General features: G+C 72.5%; 16 protein-coding genes and 1 pseudogene. 13 read left to right on the forward strand and 4 right to left on the reverse strand.

The window, feature by feature from the left end; translation table 11 throughout:
- Window positions 1-104: 104 nt before the first annotated feature.
- The 3 genes from ACFYOB_RS14280 to ACFYOB_RS14290 form a co-directional block, all read right to left on the reverse strand.
- The gene (locus tag ACFYOB_RS14280; protein ID WP_388559469.1) at window positions 105-845 is read right to left on the reverse strand and encodes a hypothetical protein; all 741 of its coding nucleotides are present in this window, start codon (window positions 843-845) and stop codon (window positions 105-107) included.
- 158 nt (window positions 846-1,003) lie between these two features.
- Window positions 1,004-1,660: a response regulator transcription factor gene (locus ACFYOB_RS14285; protein WP_328928308.1), complete on the reverse strand. Its 657-nt coding sequence runs from the start codon at window positions 1,658-1,660 to the stop codon at window positions 1,004-1,006.
- Window positions 1,648-2,922 (reverse strand): histidine kinase, encoded by a 1,275-nt coding sequence (locus ACFYOB_RS14290; RefSeq protein ID WP_388559473.1) that lies wholly within the window; start codon window positions 2,920-2,922, stop codon window positions 1,648-1,650. Before ACFYOB_RS14290 ends, ACFYOB_RS14285 begins: the two co-directional genes overlap by 13 nt.
- Window positions 2,923-3,098: 176 nt before the next feature.
- Here ACFYOB_RS14290 and ACFYOB_RS14295 point away from each other — a divergent pair, with 176 nt between their 5' ends.
- On the forward strand, window positions 3,099-3,515 hold the full coding sequence (locus tag ACFYOB_RS14295; protein WP_388559476.1) for an LPXTG cell wall anchor domain-containing protein: 417 nt from the start codon (window positions 3,099-3,101) through the stop codon (window positions 3,513-3,515).
- 189 nt (window positions 3,516-3,704) lie between these two features.
- Window positions 3,705-4,106: a VOC family protein gene (locus ACFYOB_RS14300; protein ID WP_388559529.1), complete on the forward strand. Its 402-nt coding sequence runs from the start codon at window positions 3,705-3,707 to the stop codon at window positions 4,104-4,106.
- Window positions 4,107-4,201: 95 nt separating this feature from the next.
- Here ACFYOB_RS14300 and ACFYOB_RS14305 read toward each other — a convergent pair whose 3' ends face one another.
- The gene (locus ACFYOB_RS14305; protein ID WP_388559479.1) at window positions 4,202-5,326 is read right to left on the reverse strand and encodes a YihY/virulence factor BrkB family protein; all 1,125 of its coding nucleotides are present in this window, start codon (window positions 5,324-5,326) and stop codon (window positions 4,202-4,204) included.
- A gap of 17 nt (window positions 5,327-5,343) precedes the next feature.
- On the opposite strand from ACFYOB_RS14305, the gene ACFYOB_RS14310 reads away from it, so the two are divergent.
- The 11 genes and pseudogenes from ACFYOB_RS14310 to ACFYOB_RS14360 form a co-directional block, all read left to right on the forward strand.
- Window positions 5,344-6,987, forward strand: a complete 1,644-nt coding sequence (locus ACFYOB_RS14310) for an acyl-CoA dehydrogenase family protein (protein WP_388559482.1) — start codon at window positions 5,344-5,346, stop codon at window positions 6,985-6,987.
- Between the two features lie 272 nt (window positions 6,988-7,259).
- The gene (locus ACFYOB_RS14315) at window positions 7,260-8,588 is read left to right on the forward strand and encodes a GAF domain-containing protein (protein ID WP_388559485.1); all 1,329 of its coding nucleotides are present in this window, start codon (window positions 7,260-7,262) and stop codon (window positions 8,586-8,588) included.
- Between the two features lie 13 nt (window positions 8,589-8,601).
- Complete coding sequence (locus tag ACFYOB_RS14320) at window positions 8,602-9,165, forward strand: GNAT family N-acetyltransferase (protein ID WP_388559488.1); 564 nt, start codon at window positions 8,602-8,604, stop codon at window positions 9,163-9,165.
- Between the two features lie 999 nt (window positions 9,166-10,164).
- Window positions 10,165-10,248, forward strand: coding sequence for a putative leader peptide (locus ACFYOB_RS14325; RefSeq protein WP_312847410.1), 84 nt, complete (start codon window positions 10,165-10,167; stop codon window positions 10,246-10,248).
- Window positions 10,249-10,460: 212 nt separating this feature from the next.
- Entirely contained in the window at window positions 10,461-12,170 is a 1,710-nt protein-coding gene (locus ACFYOB_RS14330) for a nitrite/sulfite reductase (protein ID WP_388559491.1), read from the forward strand.
- Entirely contained in the window at window positions 12,167-12,346 is a 180-nt protein-coding gene (locus ACFYOB_RS14335) for a hypothetical protein (RefSeq protein WP_053785636.1), read from the forward strand. The genes ACFYOB_RS14330 and ACFYOB_RS14335 overlap by 4 nt, the downstream gene beginning before the upstream one ends.
- Entirely contained in the window at window positions 12,343-13,071 is a 729-nt protein-coding gene (locus ACFYOB_RS14340; protein WP_388559494.1) for a phosphoadenylyl-sulfate reductase, read from the forward strand. The genes ACFYOB_RS14335 and ACFYOB_RS14340 overlap by 4 nt, the downstream gene beginning before the upstream one ends.
- 35 nt (window positions 13,072-13,106) lie before the next feature.
- On the forward strand, window positions 13,107-13,652 hold the full coding sequence (gene cysC / locus ACFYOB_RS14345; protein ID WP_362053037.1) for an adenylyl-sulfate kinase: 546 nt from the start codon (window positions 13,107-13,109) through the stop codon (window positions 13,650-13,652).
- Window positions 13,649-14,587 (forward strand): sulfate adenylyltransferase subunit CysD, encoded by a 939-nt coding sequence (cysD, locus tag ACFYOB_RS14350; RefSeq protein WP_388559497.1) that lies wholly within the window; start codon window positions 13,649-13,651, stop codon window positions 14,585-14,587. Before cysC ends, cysD begins: the two co-directional genes overlap by 4 nt.
- 2 nt (window positions 14,588-14,589) lie before the next feature.
- Window positions 14,590-15,930, forward strand: a complete 1,341-nt coding sequence (locus ACFYOB_RS14355) for a sulfate adenylyltransferase subunit 1 (protein ID WP_388559500.1) — start codon at window positions 14,590-14,592, stop codon at window positions 15,928-15,930.
- Between the two features lie 224 nt (window positions 15,931-16,154).
- Window positions 16,155-16,438 (forward strand): annotated as a pseudogene (locus ACFYOB_RS14360) (sulfate ABC transporter substrate-binding protein); the annotation flags it as partial.

Here is a 16,438-nt window from a genome sequence, read left to right on the forward strand (position 1 = left end):
TCATGCACGTGCTGGCGGTTCCGCACCGGTCGGCGGGAACGGCCCCACCGTAACAAGTCCCCTCACGCCCACGCCAGTTCTTTTTCCGCCACCCGCACGGACCATTACGGGCCGTCCGGGTACAGGGCCACGGCGTGGCCCGAACCCGCCTCGATGTCCAGCGTGCGGGGCGAGCCGGGGTCGCGCAGGGCGTCCGGCACCTCGCAACGGCCCGCTCCGGCCTCGCAGCGGACCCGGAAGCGGGTGGCGGCGGGCACGGTGAGGGCCGTGTGGCCGGAGCCGACGCGGGCGGTCACCTGGTCGGGCGGGGCGATGAAGGTGATGTCGGCGCTGCCGGAGCCGACCCGGATGTCGGCCCGGGCCGAGGTGAGCCCGGCGGCCCGCAGGTGCCCCGAGCCGATCTCCGCGCGCAGCGCGCCCCGCAGCCCGCTGATGTCGACCTGGCCGGAGTCGGCCTGCGCGTCGACGTCGCCGCCCAGGCCGCTCAGGGAGACCCGGCCGCCGCCGGCCGTCACCTTCACCGGGATGTCCACGGGCACGGTCACCCGCAGCCGGACCGAGCAGCCGGCGGCGCTCCCCCAGGCGCCCTCGCCGGGGCACTGCGGGGTCAGCCGCAGGTTGCCGCCGAGCCAGCTCTCCTCGATGGTGGGCGCCTTGAGCGACCAGCTGACCTCGGCGCGGTAGCCGACCTCCTGGTCCCCGCGGGGGGTGACGGTGACGTCGGCGTCGCCGCCCACGATCTCCAGGGCGGTCACCGGGCGGCCGCCGCTGCCGCCCTGCAGGACGCGGCTCTGCGCGCTCCCGTACGACCATGCCTGCCAGGTGACCGGCGCGACGACGAGCAAGGCGCTGAGCAGCGCGGCGACGGTCCACGCGAACCGCTGCCCGGGCCGGGCCGGTGACGGAGCCTGGACGGGAACCTGAGCCGAACCGTGAGCCGAACCCGGAGCCGGAGCCGAACCCGGAGCCGAACCCGGACCCGGACCCGGAGTCCGAGCCGCGGTCACGGCGTACCGTCCAGGAAGCGCAGGACCGCGAGGACCCGGCGGTGGTCGCCGTCGGCCGGGGGCAGGTCGAGCTTGGCGAAGATGTTGTTGATGTGCTTGGCCACCGCGCTCTCGCTCACGACGAGTTCGGCCGCGATCCCGGCGTTGGAGCGGCCCTCCGCCATCAGGGCCAGCACCTCGCGCTCGCGCGGGGTGAGGCGCTCCAGCGGGTCCGGTCCGCCGCCCCGGCGCAGCAGGAGCTGGGCGACGACCTGCGGGTCGAGCGCCGTGCCGCCGGAGGCCACGCGCCGCAGGGCGTCGATGAACTCCTCGACGTCCGCGACCCGTTGCTTCAGCAGGTAGCCGATGCCGGAGCCGCTCTGGGCGGCCAGCAGATCTGCGGCGTACCGTTCCTCCACGTACTGGGAGAGCAGCAGCACGGCGGTACCGGGACTCTGCCGGCGGATCATCAGGGCCGCCCGGACTCCCTCGTCGGTGAAGCCGGGTGGCATCCGTACGTCGACGAGCGCGAGGTCGGGGCGGTGCTCATCGACGGCGGCGAGCAGACCCTCGGCGTCGCCGGTCTCGGCGGCCACCTCGAATCCGGCCATTTCGAGGACTTTGACGAGTCCTATGCGCAGCAGGACGGAGTCCTCGGCGATCACAGCGCGCACGGCAGCTCCACGGTGATGACGGTCGGGCCCCCGACGGGGCTGTCGATCATGATGGTTCCGTCGACCGACCCTACGCGTTTGCGCAGGCCGACCAGGCCGGTGCCGCCCGCCGGGTCGGCTCCGCCCACCCCGTCGTCGGTGACTGTGACGCGCAGCAGGTCCTCCGGCCGTCCGGCCCCGCCCGGCCCGGGGTCGCGTACGACCCGGACCGAACACCGGTCGGCCCGGGCGTGTTTGGCCACGTTGGCCAGGGTCTCGGAGACCACGAAGTAGGCGACGGCCTCGATGGTGGCGCCCGGCCGGGTCCCGATGTCCACGGTCAGTTCGACGGGGAAGGGGGCGCGGGCGGCGATCCCGGAGAGCGCCGCGTCGAGCCCGCGGTCCTCCAGTACGGCCGGATGCAGGCCCCGTACCAGGCTGTTGAGCTCCTCGATGGCCTCCTTCGCCTCGCGGTGGGCCTCGTCGATGACGGCCTTGGCCTCGGGCGGCAGGTCGGGGAGGGTGGCGCGGGCGATGCCCAGGTTCATGGCGAGGGCGACCAGCCGCTGCTGGGCGCCGTCGTGCAAGTCCCGCTCGATGCGGCGGCGTTCGAGGTCGGCCGCGTCCAGGACTCCGGCCCGGCTCTCCGCGAGGTCCTCGACCCGCCGCTCCAGTTCCCGCGACCGGTTCGGGCCGAGGAGGGCGGCCGCCGCGGATGCGTCCAGGCGGGCCACGAGGGCGGCCGCCCAGGGCGCGGCGAGCAGCAGCAGGACGCCGGCCGCGGTGACGACGTCGTAGTCGCCGGTCCAGCCGGGGGTACGGGTGTCCGCGGGCAGGATCCAGCACCAGGCGTAGACGCACGCGCCGGCCGCGCCGCAGACCCAGGCGAGGACCACCAGCGCGCCGGCGGCGGCGGCGAGCGGGCTGACCAGCAGGTGGTAGCCGTACTGCCGCCAGGTGGCCTCCGAGCGCAGTCGTTCGGCCATCCCGCGCGGGGTCCACCAGCTGCGCTCCCGCACGATCTCCGGCACGTCGAGGCCGAGCAGCGCCCAGAAGCGGCTGCGCTGGAGCGTGGTGAGCAGCGGGCAGAGGAGCAGTACCAGGAGCAGCGGGAGGGGGCTGCGGCCGGGCGCGAGGGCCGCGTACGTGAGGCCGAGGAGGGCGGGCAGGGCCGGTGGGATCGCGGCCACGGTGAAGGTCGTGTTGCGCCGGGCCCACGCGGACCACGGTGTGTGCGCCGCGATCCAGGTGTACGTACGCGTCGGCGCGCCGGGAGTTGCCATGTCCGTACCGTAATCGTCCTGGTCAGGGGCATGCCATCACGCTGGTGCCCGCCGGGGGGTGTACCTGGCACCACCCCGGCTTCGGACAGTGGTGTGAGTGATCTCGGCGGCCCGGCCGACGAGGGTGGTGGTGTGCCCGGGGGACGGACCGCCGGGCCGGAAGGAGACCCGCCGCCATGGCACTTGTCGCCCCGCAGGCCCGCGTTGTCGCCCCGCAGGCCCGCGCCTGGCGCACCCCTCGTACGGCCGCCCTGTTCACCGGAGCGGGGGTGGCGCTGGTGCCGTGGATGCTGGTACTGGCGAAGACCCTGCCCCAGACGGCCGAGGTCCCGAACTGGGCCACCGCGTGGATCGGCCTGGACCTGATGCTGGCCACCGGGCTGACCGGGACCGGCCTGCTGCTGCGCCGGGGGGATCCCCGGGCGTCGGCGGTGGCGGCGGCGACCGCCGCGCTGCTGGCGATGGACGCCTGGTTCGACGTCACCACGTCGCTCGGGACCGGCCAGCAGGGCATGGCGCTGCTGCTTGCGGCGGGCGCCGAACTGCCCCTCGCACTGGCGTGCGCGGCAGTGGCCGTACGGCGGCGGGGCTGAGCGCCTAAGGGCTGTCCCGTAATCCCCGGCGGGCGCACGGCGCCGGCTACGGCACCTCGCCGCGTTGTCGGAACGCCCGAATACGCCCAGTATGGGGGCGCCCCTCCGCCTTGCGAGCACCGCATCCGACGCCGTGCGCTGACCCACCGGGGATTACGGGACAGCCCTTAGCCTGCGCGTATGACGCGACTGACTCCAAGACTCGACATGATCGGCCTGATCGTCTCCGACATGGCCGCCTCGCTCGCCTTCTACCGGCGCCTCGGGCTGGACATCCCGGCCGGCGCCGATGACCAGCCGCACGTCGAAGCCGCCCTCCCCGGGGGGCTGCGGATCGGGTGGGACACGGAGGCGACCATCCGCTCCTTCAACCCGTCCTGGACCCGTCCTTCCGGCGACAGTCGCGCGGGGCTCGCCTTCCTGTGCGACTCCCCCGCCGGGGTGGACGCGGTGTACGCCGAGCTGACCGGTGCGGGGTACACCGGGCACCTGAAGCCCTGGGACGCCTTCTGGGGGCAGCGCTACGCCGTGGTCCTCGACCCGGACGGCTGCGAGGTCTCGCTCTTCGCCCCGACGGAGCCTGCGGCGTAGACCGCCTCCGTGTGCGGCCCCCGGACGCGGTGCGGCCCCCGGACGCGCCCGGGGCCGCTGCTCCTCGTAGTACAGCCCGCCGTGCAGGAGGGCTGTCAGTGCTTGCGCAGCCGCGACGAGTAGTCCTCCGGCGGCAGGAACTTCGACCACCGCTCCGGGAACTCGGACGGCATCCCCTCGTCCTCGTCGTCCTCCGACTCGCCCTCCGCCATCGCCCGCCAGGCCGCGGCCCGCGCGATCAGCTCGGCGGCCTGCGCCTCGCGCGCCCGCTCGTTCGCCTCGCGCGCCGCCGCCGTGGCCACCGAGGGCCAGACGCGGTCGATCGCCGCGTTGACGGCCGCGCCCACGAGGACCGCAAAGGCTGAGATGCCGATCCACAGCAGCACCGCCACCGGCGCCGCCAGTGATCCGTAGATCGTCGGCCCTTCCACGGTGTTGGTCAGGTAGATACGCAGCAGGAACGAGCCGAGCACCCACATGGCCAGGGCCACCAGCGCGCCCGGCACGTCCTCGATCCAGGGCGAACGCACCGGCACCGACACGTGGTAGAGCGTCGTCAGGAAGGCGATCGACAGCAGGGTCACCGTCGGCCAGTACAGGATGGCGATCACCTCGGTGCCCCAGGGCACCAGCCGGACCACCGCGTCGGGTCCGACCACCATCAGCGGCAGCACGATCGCGCCGATCAGCAGCGCGATGACGTACAACAGGAAGGCCAGGAGCCTGGTCTTGACGATGCCGCGCTGTCCGTCCAGCCCGTACATCACGGTGATGGTGTCGATGAAGACGTTGACGGCGCGCGAGCCCGACCACAGGGCGAAGGCGAAGCCGAGCGAGATCAGGTCGGGGCGGCCGCGCCCGGTGACGTCGTCGAGCAGCGGTCTGGCGATGTCGTTGACGCCCCGGTCGGACAGGACGGTGCCGACCGCCCGCAGGATGTTCTCCTCGATGCTCTCGACGGTGCGGGTGTCCGTCCAGCCGTCCACGTAGCCGAGGAGGCCGAGCAGGCCGAGGAAGAGCGGGGGCAGCGAGAGCAGCGTGAAGAAGGCCGCCTCGGCAGCGAGCCCGAGGATCCGGTACTCGATGCACGAGTTGACGGTGTCCTTCAGCAGCAGCCAGCCCATCTTCCGCTTCGAGACGTTGCGGTAGAGGGCGCGGGCCCGGTGGAGCCGTCCATGGCGTCCGAGGATCCGCTCGGGTGTTTCTTTTGCTGGCTGCACGTCCTTACGGTATCCGCATGGCAGCCACGACCCACACAGTCAGCAATCAGGCTCCGCCCCTCGTGGGCCACGATGTCTACGGGGGCGACCGGGCCCTCACCGAGGGCGTGGAGCGTCATCTCGCCTCCGCGGACCCCGGACTCCTCGATGAGGTCCGGGGGGAGCTCACCCTCCTCGGACGCTCGGCGGGCTCCGCGCAGGCCCAGGAGTGGGGCGCGCAGGCGAACGAGAATCCGCCGAAGCTGCGGACGCACGACCGTTACGGGAACCGCATCGACGAGGTGGAGTTCCACCCGGCCTGGCACCGGCTGCTCGGGAAGGCGGTGACCTCCGGGCTCACCGACGCCTGGGGGCGCCCGGCCGGGCATCTGCGCCGCGCCGCCGGGTTCTTCGTGTGGTCCCAGGCCGAGGCGGGGCACGGCTGCCCGGTCTCGATGACGCACGCGGCCGTACCGGCGCTGCGGACCGATCCCTCGCTCGCCGCCGAGTGGGAACCCCGGCTGACCTCGCACGTGTACGAGGAGGGGCTGCGGCCGGCGGCCGAGAAGGCCGGCGTGCTCTTCGGCATGGGGATGACGGAGAAGCAGGGAGGCAGCGACGTACGGGCGAACACGACGGCCGCGGTGCCGCTGGACGCGTCGGGCGAGTACCTGCTGACCGGGCACAAGTGGTTCTGTTCGGCGCCGATGTGCGACGGCTTCCTGGTGCTGGCGCAGGCGCCCGGAGGGCTGACCTGCTTCCTGGTGCCCCGGGTGCTGCCGGACGGCACGCGCAACGTCTTCGCCATCCAGCGGCTGAAGGACAAGCTGGGGAACCGGTCGAACGCGTCGAGCGAGGTGGAGTTCGACGGGACGTGGGCGCGGCGGGTGGGCGAGGAGGGCCGGGGGGTGCGGACCATCATCGAGATGGTCGCGGCGACCCGGCTGGACTGTGTCATCGGCTCGGCCTCGCTGATGCGGCAGGCGCTGACGCAGGCCGTGCACCACGCGGAGCACCGCTCTGCTTTCGGAGCGCCGCTCATCGACCAGCCTCTGATGCGCAACGTCCTCGCCGACCTGGCCCTGGAGTCGGAGGCGGCCACCACCCTGACCCTGCGGCTCGCGGCCGCCTACGACGCCGGGACCGAGCAGGAGAGGGCCTTCCTGCGCCTCGCCGTGCCGGCCGCCAAGTACTGGGTGACCAAGCGCTGTACGCCGATGGTGGCGGAGGCCCTGGAATGTCTGGGCGGCAACGGCTACGTCGAGGAGTCCGGGCTGCCGAGACTGCTGCGCGAATCGCCGCTGAACTCCATCTGGGAGGGCTCGGGCAACGTCCAGGCCCTGGACGTGCTCCGCGCCCTCCAGCGGGAGCCGCAGGCGCTGAACGCGTTCCTCCAGGAGGTCGGGCTGGCGCGGGGTGCGGACCACCGGCTGGATTCGGCCATCAAGGACCTGCTGACGGACCTCGCCGACCTGGACGGCATCGAGGCCCGGGCCCGCCGCGTGGTGGAGCGCATGGCCCTGGTGCTGCAGGGGTCGCTGCTGGTCCGGTGGGCCCCGCCCGAAGTGGCGGACGCGTTCTGCGCCTCGCGGCTGGGCGGCGACTGGGGTGCGGCCTTCGGCACGCTGCCGCACAGCCTGGACCTGCGGACGATCGTGGAACGGGCGCGGATCTCAGGCTAGGGACGGGGGCCGCCGGGCACCCCTGCGGCCCCCAGACCGATCCCAGCCGGGATCCGGGCCCGTGACCGGTATCAGGGATGGCGCCGCGCCGACTCGGCACCACCCCTGATCCGAGAAGCCCCGAGGAGGAGCTGTCACGCCGCACAGCGACGTCCGGACAGTTTCGGTCGGGCGGCCGGGACTTGGCGAGAGTTGCATACCGTTGCAACCTTTGAGTCGGCAGCCGCCCCGGCGGCTTCCGTCGTACGTCCTGTTCGCACGGGGAGGTTCCGATGGCCGACACCACCGGCAGTACGGTCGATGCGGCCCGCATCTCGGCCATGGACGCGCGGGAGGCCGCGCGTCTGCTCAAGGGCGTACGGGCGGCCGCGCTGGCCGGGGACCGCCCGCCGGCCGCGCCGCGGCCGGAGATCGCCGAGTCGTGGCGCCGGATGCTGGCGGGCGGGGTGCACCCCGACCGAGACGCGCGCTCGCGGATGCTGTCGGCCGCCGAGACCGAGGAGCGGCGGCACGAGTCGCCGCTGCGGGAGGTCCTCCCGGTGCTGCGGGAGGGACTGCTGCCCGCGCTGGACGGGGCCCTGCACATCATGGTCGTGGCCGACGCGGAGGGGCGGCTGCTGTGGCGGGAGGGCCACTCCTCCATCCTGCGCAAGGCGGACCGGCTCGGCTTCGGGGTGGGGGCCGACTGGGACGAGGCCGTGGTCGGCACGAACGGGGTGGGCACCGCCTTGGTGACCCGGCGGCCCGTCCAGGTGTTCTCCGCGGAGCACTTCGTCTCCAGCCACCACGACTGGACCTGCGCGGGGGCGCCCGTACGGGACCCGCGGGACGGCCGGCTGCTCGGCGTGGTCGACGTGAGCGGGCCGCTGGCCACCATGCACCCGGCGACCCTCGCCTGGGTGAGCTCGGTGGCCCGGCTCGCGGAGCGGGAGCTGCGCGTGCGGCACCTGGAATCACTGGAGCGGCTGCGGGCGGTGGCGGCCCCGCTGCTGGCCCGGCTGCCGGGGCGGGCGCTCGCCGTGGACCCCAACGGCTGGACGGCGGCCGTGACGGGTCTGGCCCCCGTGGACCGCATCCCGTTGCCGAAGGGCTTCGGCCCGGGGCGGGTGTGGGTGCCGCAGCTCGGCGACTGCGCGGTGGAGCCGCTGCCCGGCGGCTGGCTGCTGCGGGTCGCACAGGACCGTACGAACACGGGCGTGACCCGGGTCGTCCTCGACCTCAGCCGGCCCGGCTCCTGGTCGGCGACGGTGTACGGGGCCGCCGGGAGCTGGTCGCAGGAGCTGAGCCCGCGCCACGCGGAGCTGCTGTTCCTGCTGGCGGAGAGCCCGCGGGGCCGCTCGGCGGCCGAGCTGTCCGGGGAGCTGTTCGGGGACCCGACGCGCACGGTGACGGTCCGCGCGGAGATGTCCCGCGTACGCCGCAACCTCGCCGGGGTGCTGACCCACCGGCCGTACCGCTTCGCGGACGACGTGGAGGTGGAGCTGATCCGCCCCGAGGACCCGGCCGTACTGCTCCCCCACTCCACCGCCCCGGCGGTGATCCGGGGCCGCCGGGCGGGGACGGGGCCCGGGGGACCCCCGAGCGGTGGCTGGGGGATGTGATTCCCTGACATGCATGAGCACCATCACCCTCACCACGTGGTCCCTGGAGATGACCTCCCCGGAGGACCTGATACCCGCGACCGGGCCGGGCCCGGAGATCACCATCGCCCGGGCGGAGGTCCCCTCCCCCGAGTTCAGCCGCTTCCTGTACGCCTCGGTGGGCGGTGACATCCACTGGACGGACCGGCTGTCCCTGACCCGCGCGCAGTGGGTGGAGCAGCTGGGACGGCCGGGCGTGGAGACGTGGGTGGCGTACGACCGGGGCACGCCGGCGGGCTATGTCGAGTTCGACCCGCAGGCCGACGGTGTGGTGGAGATCGTCTACTTCGGGCTGCTGCCGGACTTCCGCGGCCGCCGCATCGGCGGGCACCTGCTGTCGGTGGGCATCGCCCGCGCGTGGGACCTCGCGGAGCGCTGGCCGGACCGCGAGCCGACCCGCCGGGTCTGGCTGCACACGTGCAGCCAGGACGGCCCGACGGCGATGGACAACTACCTGAAGCGCGGCTTCAAGCTCTTCAAGACGGAGACGGAGCCCAAGGAGGAGTCCCCGACCCCCGGCCCCTGGCCGGGCGCCTGACGCCCCCCGTCGGCGTGGCACCGAGCCGCGCGACCCGCGCCCGCGCCCGCGCCCGCGCATGCTGGACGCCCGTCGACAGGCGTGGGTTATGAAGGCCTCGCCTCCGCCGGACCCGGCCGCCGAGCCGGAGCCCGGCACCGCGCAGGGCCGGAGCCGGCCGTCGGCCCGGACGCCCCGGAGCCTGCCGGAACTTCCGGGCGCCCGGCCCGATGGCTGTCCGGGTCGTACCGCTGGCAGAGCCTCATCGCGGCGCTGGTCGCGGCCGTCGCCGCCATCGTCGTGGCGCTCATCTCCCGGAACCCGCCGACACCGCCCCCGCACCCGCCCCCGCCTGTGGTCGCCATGCTCCTCGCCCGGCGGTACCCCGATCCCGCCTCGCCTCCGTCCGGCCTCGCCGTGCACGTCGAGGGAACGGTCAGAGGCCTGAGCCCCGGGTCGGCGGTCTTCGCGATGGTCCGGCGAGTCGACGAAGCGCTCGGGCCGGCCGACCGCACTCGCCGACGCCGACCTCGCCCATGGAACGCGGAAGGCCGCCCGTGCGCGTGGTGCGGCCCTCCTCCCGCTGGAGATCTCGGTCGGGGTGATCCCAACGGAGGAGGACCTGGTCGAGGCACCCCCCAACCGCCCGCCCCGCGCCCCGTGCCTTCCGCGTCCGCCCCGGACACTCTGGAGAGGCTCGGGGAGGCCGGCCCCGACACAGCCGACGTCGAGACCTCGACCCCCTTCCGACGGTTCACCCCCGCGACGCCCGCCCCCTCGGTGGGCGCCGACACGCTGAGCGAGGGCCCGCCCGGAGCGACCGGGGCGAGTCGGGACGGAAGCCGCCGCCGGGGGCCGCAGCTGCGCCACGTCCAGGTAGCGTGGAATCACCCCTTCCGGCCGCGCGCCGCAGGCACAGAAGGCGTGACCCCGATCACGCCGGTCCATCATTCGAGACGACTTCGTCCGGATCGTGGACAGTAGTGGACTCCTCCAAGAGGCACATGACACGCTTCCGCCATGAATGGAGCTGGAATTGCCTTGGTGAGTCGGCGGCACGTCGATCTCGGCCGCATGTCCAGCGCCATCTGTCCGGCGCGCTGACGGAACCAGCCACGCCGCACATCGTCGCCGTCCCCGCCGCCGCGGACGCGCCGATCACCCGTTAGCCCCCTGAGGCCGATGTACCGCCCTGCCCGCCGGCAACCCCGGCAAGGGAGCGGGAATCAGCCACACCCGCTCAGAGTCCAGGGGTCACGCTACGCCGCCGCCTCCCCCTGCCCTTGCCTTGAGCCGCCTAAGAAGGACGTACCGCCATGGCCGCCACCCCCGAAACGCCCGCAGCCGCAGCTCCCGCAGCTGCCGCGCGCCGCAAGACCGGCCGTCACCGCGGTGAGGGCCAGTGGGCCGTCGGACACCACACGCCCCTCAACGGCAACGAGCAGTTCAAGAAGGACGACGACGGTCTCAACGTGCGGACACGTATTGAGACGATCTACTCCAAGACGGGCTTCGACTCGATCGACCCCAACGACCTGCGCGGCCGTATGCGCTGGTGGGGGCTCTACACCCAGCGCAAGCCCGGGATCGACGGCGGCAAGACCGCGATCCTGGAGCCGGAGGAGCTGGACGACAAGTACTTCATGCTGCGCGTCCGCATCGACGGCGGCCGGCTGACCACCGAGCAGCTCCGCGTCATCGGCGAGATCTCGCAGGAGTTCGCGCGCGGCACCGCCGACCTCACCGACCGCCAGAACGTGCAGTACCACTGGATCCGGATCGAGGACGTCCCGGAGATCTGGCGCCGCCTGGAGGCAGTCGGCCTCTCGACCACCGAGGCCTGCGGTGACACGCCCCGCGTCATCCTCGGTTCCCCCGTCGCCGGCATCGCCCAGGACGAGATCATCGACGGCACCCCCGCCATCGAGGAGATCTACCGCCGCATCGTCGGCAACCCCGCCTTCTCCAACCTGCCCCGGAAGTTCAAGTCCGCGGTCTCCGGCTCGCCGCTGCTCGACGTGGCGCACGAGATCAACGACGTCGCGTTCGTGGGCGTCAACCACCCCGAGCACGGCCCCGGCTTCGACGTCTGGGTCGGCGGCGGCCTCTCCACCAACCCCAAGCTCGGTGTGCGCCTGGGCACCTGGGTCTCGCTCGACGAGGTCCCGGACGTGTACGAGGGCGTCATCTCGATCTTCCGTGACTACGGCTACCGCCGACTGCGCACCCGCGCCCGCCTGAAGTTCCTCGTCGCCGACTGGGGCCCGGCCAAGTTCCGCCAGGTCCTGGAGGACGAGTACCTGCAGCGCAAGCTGACCGACGGCCCCGCGCCCAAGCAGCCCAGCGGCCAGTGGCGCGACCACGTGGGCGTCCACCAGCAGCAGGACGGCCGCTTCTACGTGGGCTTCGCGCCCCGCGTGGGCCGCGTGGACGGCGCCACCCTCACCAAGATCGCGGACGTCGCGGCGCAGCACGGCTCCGGCCGCCTGCGCACCACCGCCGAGCAGAAGATGATCGTCCTCGACATCGAGGCCGACCAGGTCGACTCGCTGGTCTCGGCCCTGGAGGCGCTCGACCTGCGGGTCAACCCGTCCCCGTTCCGCCGCGGCACGATGGCCTGCACCGGCATCGAGTTCTGCAAGCTGGCCATCGTCGAGACCAAGGCGCGCGGCGCCTCGCTGATCGACGAGCTGGAGCGCCGCCTGCCGGACTTCGCCGAGCCGATCACGATCAACATCAACGGCTGCCCGAACGCCTGCGCCCGTATCCAGGTGGCGGACATCGGTCTCAAGGGCCAGCTGGTCCTGGACGACGACGGCAACCAGGTGGAGGGCTACCAGGTACACCTGGGCGGAGCCCTCGGCCTGGAGGCCGGCTTCGGCCGCAAGGTCCGCGGCCTCAAGGTCACCGCCGCCGGTCTGCCCGACTACGTCGAGCGGGTCGTGAAGAGCTTCGAGGAGCAGCGCGAGGACGGCGAGCGCTTCGCGGCGTGGGTCGCCCGCGCGGACGAGAAGAGCCTCTCGTGAGCGAGCGCGCCGCACCGTTCTACTGCCCGTACTGCGGCGACGAGGACCTGTTTCCCAACGAGACGGGCCACGGCGCCTGGGAATGCAGGGCCTGCAACCGAGCCTTCCAGCTGAAGTACCTCGGGCTGCTGGCCCGGGGCGTTCAGTCCAACACCGCTGGAGGGGACGAGATATGACCACTGCTCAAGACGCCCGTCTCAAGGCGACGGCTCTCAAGACCACGGCTCTCCAGGAGCTGGCCGAGCAGGCGGGCCGCGACCTGGAGGACGCCTCCGCGCTGGAGATCCTCACCTGGGCGGCCGAGACCTTCGGCAAGAAGTTCGCCGTGACCTCCTCCATGGAGGACGCGGTCGTCGCCCACCTGGCGTCGCGCGCCTTCCCCGGCGTGGACGTGGTCTTCCTCGACACGGGCTACCACTTCGAGGAGACCATCGGCACCCGCGACGCGGTCGAGGCGGTGATGGACGTCAACGTCATCACCCTCACCCCGCGCCAGACGGTCGCCGAGCAGGACGCGGAGTACGGCCCGAAGCTGCACGACCGCGACCCCGACCTGTGCTGCGCGCTGCGCAAGGTCAAGCCGCTCGAAGAGGGCCTGACCGCGTACGACGCGTGGGCGACGGGCCTGCGCCGCGACGAGTCCCCGACCCGGGCGAACACCCCGGTCGTCGGCTGGGACGAGAAGCGGCAGAAGGTCAAGATCTCGCCGATCGCCCGCTGGACCCAGGACGACGTGGACGCGTACGTCGCCGAGCACGGGGTGCTGACCAACCCGCTGCTGATGGACGGCTACGCCTCCGTCGGCTGCGCCCCCTGCACCCGCCGCGTGGCGGAGGGCGAGGACGCGCGGGCCGGCCGCTGGGCCGGGCGCGGCAAGACCGAGTGCGGACTGCACGGCTGATGACGACCAGCGAAGAACTTACGGAGACAGAGCAGATGAGCGTGAGCGACCAGGGCGCCACCGTGTGGCTGACCGGGCTGCCGAGCGCGGGCAAGACCACCATCGCCTACGCGCTGGCCGAGCGGCTGCGCACCGAGGGCCACCGTGTGGAGGTCCTCGACGGCGACGAGATCCGCGAGTTCCTCTCCGCGGGCCTCGGTTTCAGCCGCGAGGACCGGCACACCAACGTGCAGCGGATCGGCTTCGTCGCCGAACTCCTCGCGAGCAACGGCGTCAAGGCGCTGGTGCCGGTGATCGCGCCGTTCGCGGACAGCCGTGAGGCCGTTCGCAAGCGGCACGCGGCCGAGGGCACCTCGTACCTGGAGGTGCACGTGGCCACTCCGGTCGAGGTCTGCTCGGAGCGTGACGTGAAGGGCCTGTACGCCAAGCAGGCGGCGGGCGAGATCTCCGGTCTGACCGGGGTCGACGACCCGTACGAGGCGCCGGAGTCCCCGGACCTCCGTATCGAGTCGCACACGCAGTCCGTGCAGGAGTCGGCTTCGGCCCTGCACGCGCTGCTCACCGAGAGGGGTCTGGCATGACGACGACCGTCGCACACGTCCACGACGAGACGGACGCGCCGTACGCGCTGTCACACCTCGACGCTCTTGAGTCGGAGGCCGTGCACATCTTCCGTGAGGTGGCGGGTGAGTTCGAGAAGCCGGTGATCCTGTTCTCCGGGGGCAAGGACTCGATCGTCATGCTGCACCTGGCGCTGAAGGCGTTCGCGCCGGCGCCGGTGCCCTTCACGCTGCTGCACGTCGACACGGGTCACAACTTCCCCGAGGTGCTGGAGTACCGCGACCGCACGGTCGAGAAGCACGGGCTGCGCCTGCACGTGGCCTCCGTCCAGGAGTACATCGACGCGGGCAAGCTCCGCGAGCGCCCGGACGGTACCCGCAACCCGCTGCAGACCGTCCCCCTCACCGAGGCGATCCAGCAGCTCAAGTTCGACGCCGTGTTCGGCGGCGGCCGCCGTGACGAGGAGAAGGCCCGCGCCAAGGAACGCGTCTTCTCCCTGCGTGACGAGTTCTCCCAGTGGGACCCGCGCCGCCAGCGCCCCGAGCTGTGGCAGCTCTACAACGGCCGCCACGCCCCCGGCGAACACGTGCGCGTCTTCCCGCTCTCCAACTGGACCGAGCTGGACGTGTGGCAGTACATCGCCCGCGAGGGCATCGAACTGCCGGAGATCTACTTCGCCCACGAGCGCGAGGTATTCCAGAGGGGCGGCATGTGGCTGACGGCCGGCGAGTGGGGCGGCCCCAAGGACGACGAGACACCCCAGACCCGTCTCATCCGCTACCGCACGGTCGGTGACATGTCCTGCACCGGCGCCGTCGACTCCGACGCCGCCACGCTGGACGCCGTGATCGCCGAGATCGCCGTGTCCCGCCTCACCGAGCGGGGCGCGACCCGCGCCGACGACAAGATGTCCGAGGCCGCGATGGAAGACCGCAAGCGCGAAGGGTACTTCTAGAAATGACCTCCACCACCGAGCAGTTCGCCGATCTGTCGGCGACCACGCTGCTGCGCTTCGCGACCGCCGGTTCCGTCGACGACGGCAAGTCCACCCTGGTCGGCCGGCTGCTGCACGACTCCAAGTCGGTCCTGACCGACCAGATGGAGGCCGTCGAGGCCGTCTCCGCCCAGCGCGGCCAGGAGGCCCCCGACCTCGCGCTGCTCACCGACGGCCTGCGGGCCGAGCGGGAGCAGGGCATCACCATCGACGTCGCGTACCGCTACTTCGCCACCGCGCGCCGCCGGTTCATCCTCGCGGACACCCCGGGGCACGTGCAGTACACCCGGAACATGGTCACCGGCGCCTCCACCGCCGATCTGGCCGTGGTCCTCGTGGACGCCCGCAACGGCGTGATCGAGCAGACCCGCCGGCACGCGGCCGTGGCCGCGCTGCTGCGCGTCCCGCACGTGGTCCTGGCCATCAACAAGATGGACCTGGTGGGCTACGAGGAGTCGGTCTTCGCGTCGATCGCCGAGGAGTTCACCGCGTACGCCTCGGACCTGGGCGTCCCGGAGATCACCGCGATCCCGATCTCGGCCCTGGCCGGCGACAACGTCGTGGAGCCCTCCGCCAACATGGACTGGTACGGCGGCCCGACGGTGCTGGAGCACCTGGAGACCGTCCCGGTCAGCCACGACCTCACCGCCTGCCCGGCGCGTTTCCCGGTGCAGTACGTGATCCGCCCGCAGTCCGCGGAGCACCCCGACTACCGCGGCTACGCGGGCCAGATCGCCTCCGGCGTGCTGCGCGTCGGCGAGGCCGTGACCGTCCTGCCCTCGGGCCGTACGAGCACGATCGTGGGCATCGACGCGCTCGGCGAGAGCGTCGACATCGCCTGGGCCCCGCAGTCGGTGACGCTGCGTCTGGCGGACGACATCGACATCTCGCGCGGCGACCTGATCGCGCCGTCCGCGAACGCCCCGGCCACCACGCAGGACGTCGAGGCGACGGTCTGCCACGTGGCCGACCAGCCCCTCTCCGTCGGCGCCCGGGTGCTGATCAAGCACACGACGCGCACGGTCAAGGCGATCGTCAAGGAGATCCCCTCGCGGCTGAACCTGGACGACCTGTCCCAGCACCCGGACCCCGGGCAGCTCGTGGCCAACGACATCGGTCGCGTGGTCGTCCGTACCGCCGAGCCGCTCGCGCTCGACGCGTACGCCGACTCGCGCCGCACCGGATCCTTCCTCCTGATCGACCCCGCCGACGGAACCACCCTCGCGGCAGGCATGGCCGGCGAATCCTTCGCCTCCAAGGCCGAGACGGCCATCCAGGCGGACGAAGAAGGGTGGGACTTCTAGATCATGCTTTCCGACATCTACTCCACCTTCGCGAAGGAGGGCGGCCGGGTAGGCAGCGGCGCCCTCGGCAGCGGCCAGGGAGGGGTGGCGCGATGTGCGCGATGACCGAATTGCCGTCGGCATCCCGCCTTCGCGCCCTCACCCCCCGCGAGCCGTACCCGCCCTTGCCCCACAGACGAAGACGTGCGTCATGAGATGACCACGTCACGAGAGGAAGTCCTCCCGTGCCTGCCACCGCCGTCACCACCGGTGATACCCGTACCACCGTCAAGTCCCTGCGCCGCGGCGTCGTCGCCGCTGCCGCGCTGCCGCTGCTGATCGGCGCTCTCGCCTCCTGCGGCTACGGCTCCCAGGCGGAGAAGACGGGCGACAAGACGGCCAACGCCGCCGCGACCGGCGGCGAGAAGCTCTCCGCCTCCGAGGTCCGCATCGGGTACTTCCCGAACTTGACGCACGCCACCGCGCTGGTCGGCCTCCAGGAAGGCCTGATCCAGAAGGAACTGGGCGG

Source organism: Streptomyces sp. NPDC006463 (assembly GCF_042870715.1).
Lineage (GTDB): Bacteria > Actinomycetota > Actinomycetes > Streptomycetales > Streptomycetaceae > Streptomyces.

Bases quoted from the DNA above. Each gene is read 5' to 3' on its own strand.
- ACFYOB_RS14290 (WP_388559473.1), bottom strand. From the start codon at position 2,922: ATGGCAACTCCCGGCGCGCCGACGCGTACGTACACCTGGATCGCGGCG.
- ACFYOB_RS14295 (WP_388559476.1), top strand. From the start codon at position 3,099: ATGGCACTTGTCGCCCCGCAGGCCCGCGTTGTCGCCCCGCAGGCCCGC.
- ACFYOB_RS14310 (WP_388559482.1), top strand. From the start codon at position 5,344: ATGGCAGCCACGACCCACACAGTCAGCAATCAGGCTCCGCCCCTCGTG.
- ACFYOB_RS14315 (WP_388559485.1), top strand. From the start codon at position 7,260: ATGGCCGACACCACCGGCAGTACGGTCGATGCGGCCCGCATCTCGGCC.
- ACFYOB_RS14320 (WP_388559488.1), top strand. From the start codon at position 8,602: ATGAGCACCATCACCCTCACCACGTGGTCCCTGGAGATGACCTCCCCG.
- ACFYOB_RS14325 (WP_312847410.1), top strand. From the start codon at position 10,165: ATGAATGGAGCTGGAATTGCCTTGGTGAGTCGGCGGCACGTCGATCTC.
- ACFYOB_RS14330 (WP_388559491.1), top strand. From the start codon at position 10,461: ATGGCCGCCACCCCCGAAACGCCCGCAGCCGCAGCTCCCGCAGCTGCC.
- ACFYOB_RS14340 (WP_388559494.1), top strand. From the start codon at position 12,343: ATGACCACTGCTCAAGACGCCCGTCTCAAGGCGACGGCTCTCAAGACC.
- cysC (WP_362053037.1), top strand. From the start codon at position 13,107: ATGAGCGTGAGCGACCAGGGCGCCACCGTGTGGCTGACCGGGCTGCCG.
- cysD (WP_388559497.1), top strand. From the start codon at position 13,649: ATGACGACGACCGTCGCACACGTCCACGACGAGACGGACGCGCCGTAC.
- ACFYOB_RS14355 (WP_388559500.1), top strand. From the start codon at position 14,590: ATGACCTCCACCACCGAGCAGTTCGCCGATCTGTCGGCGACCACGCTG.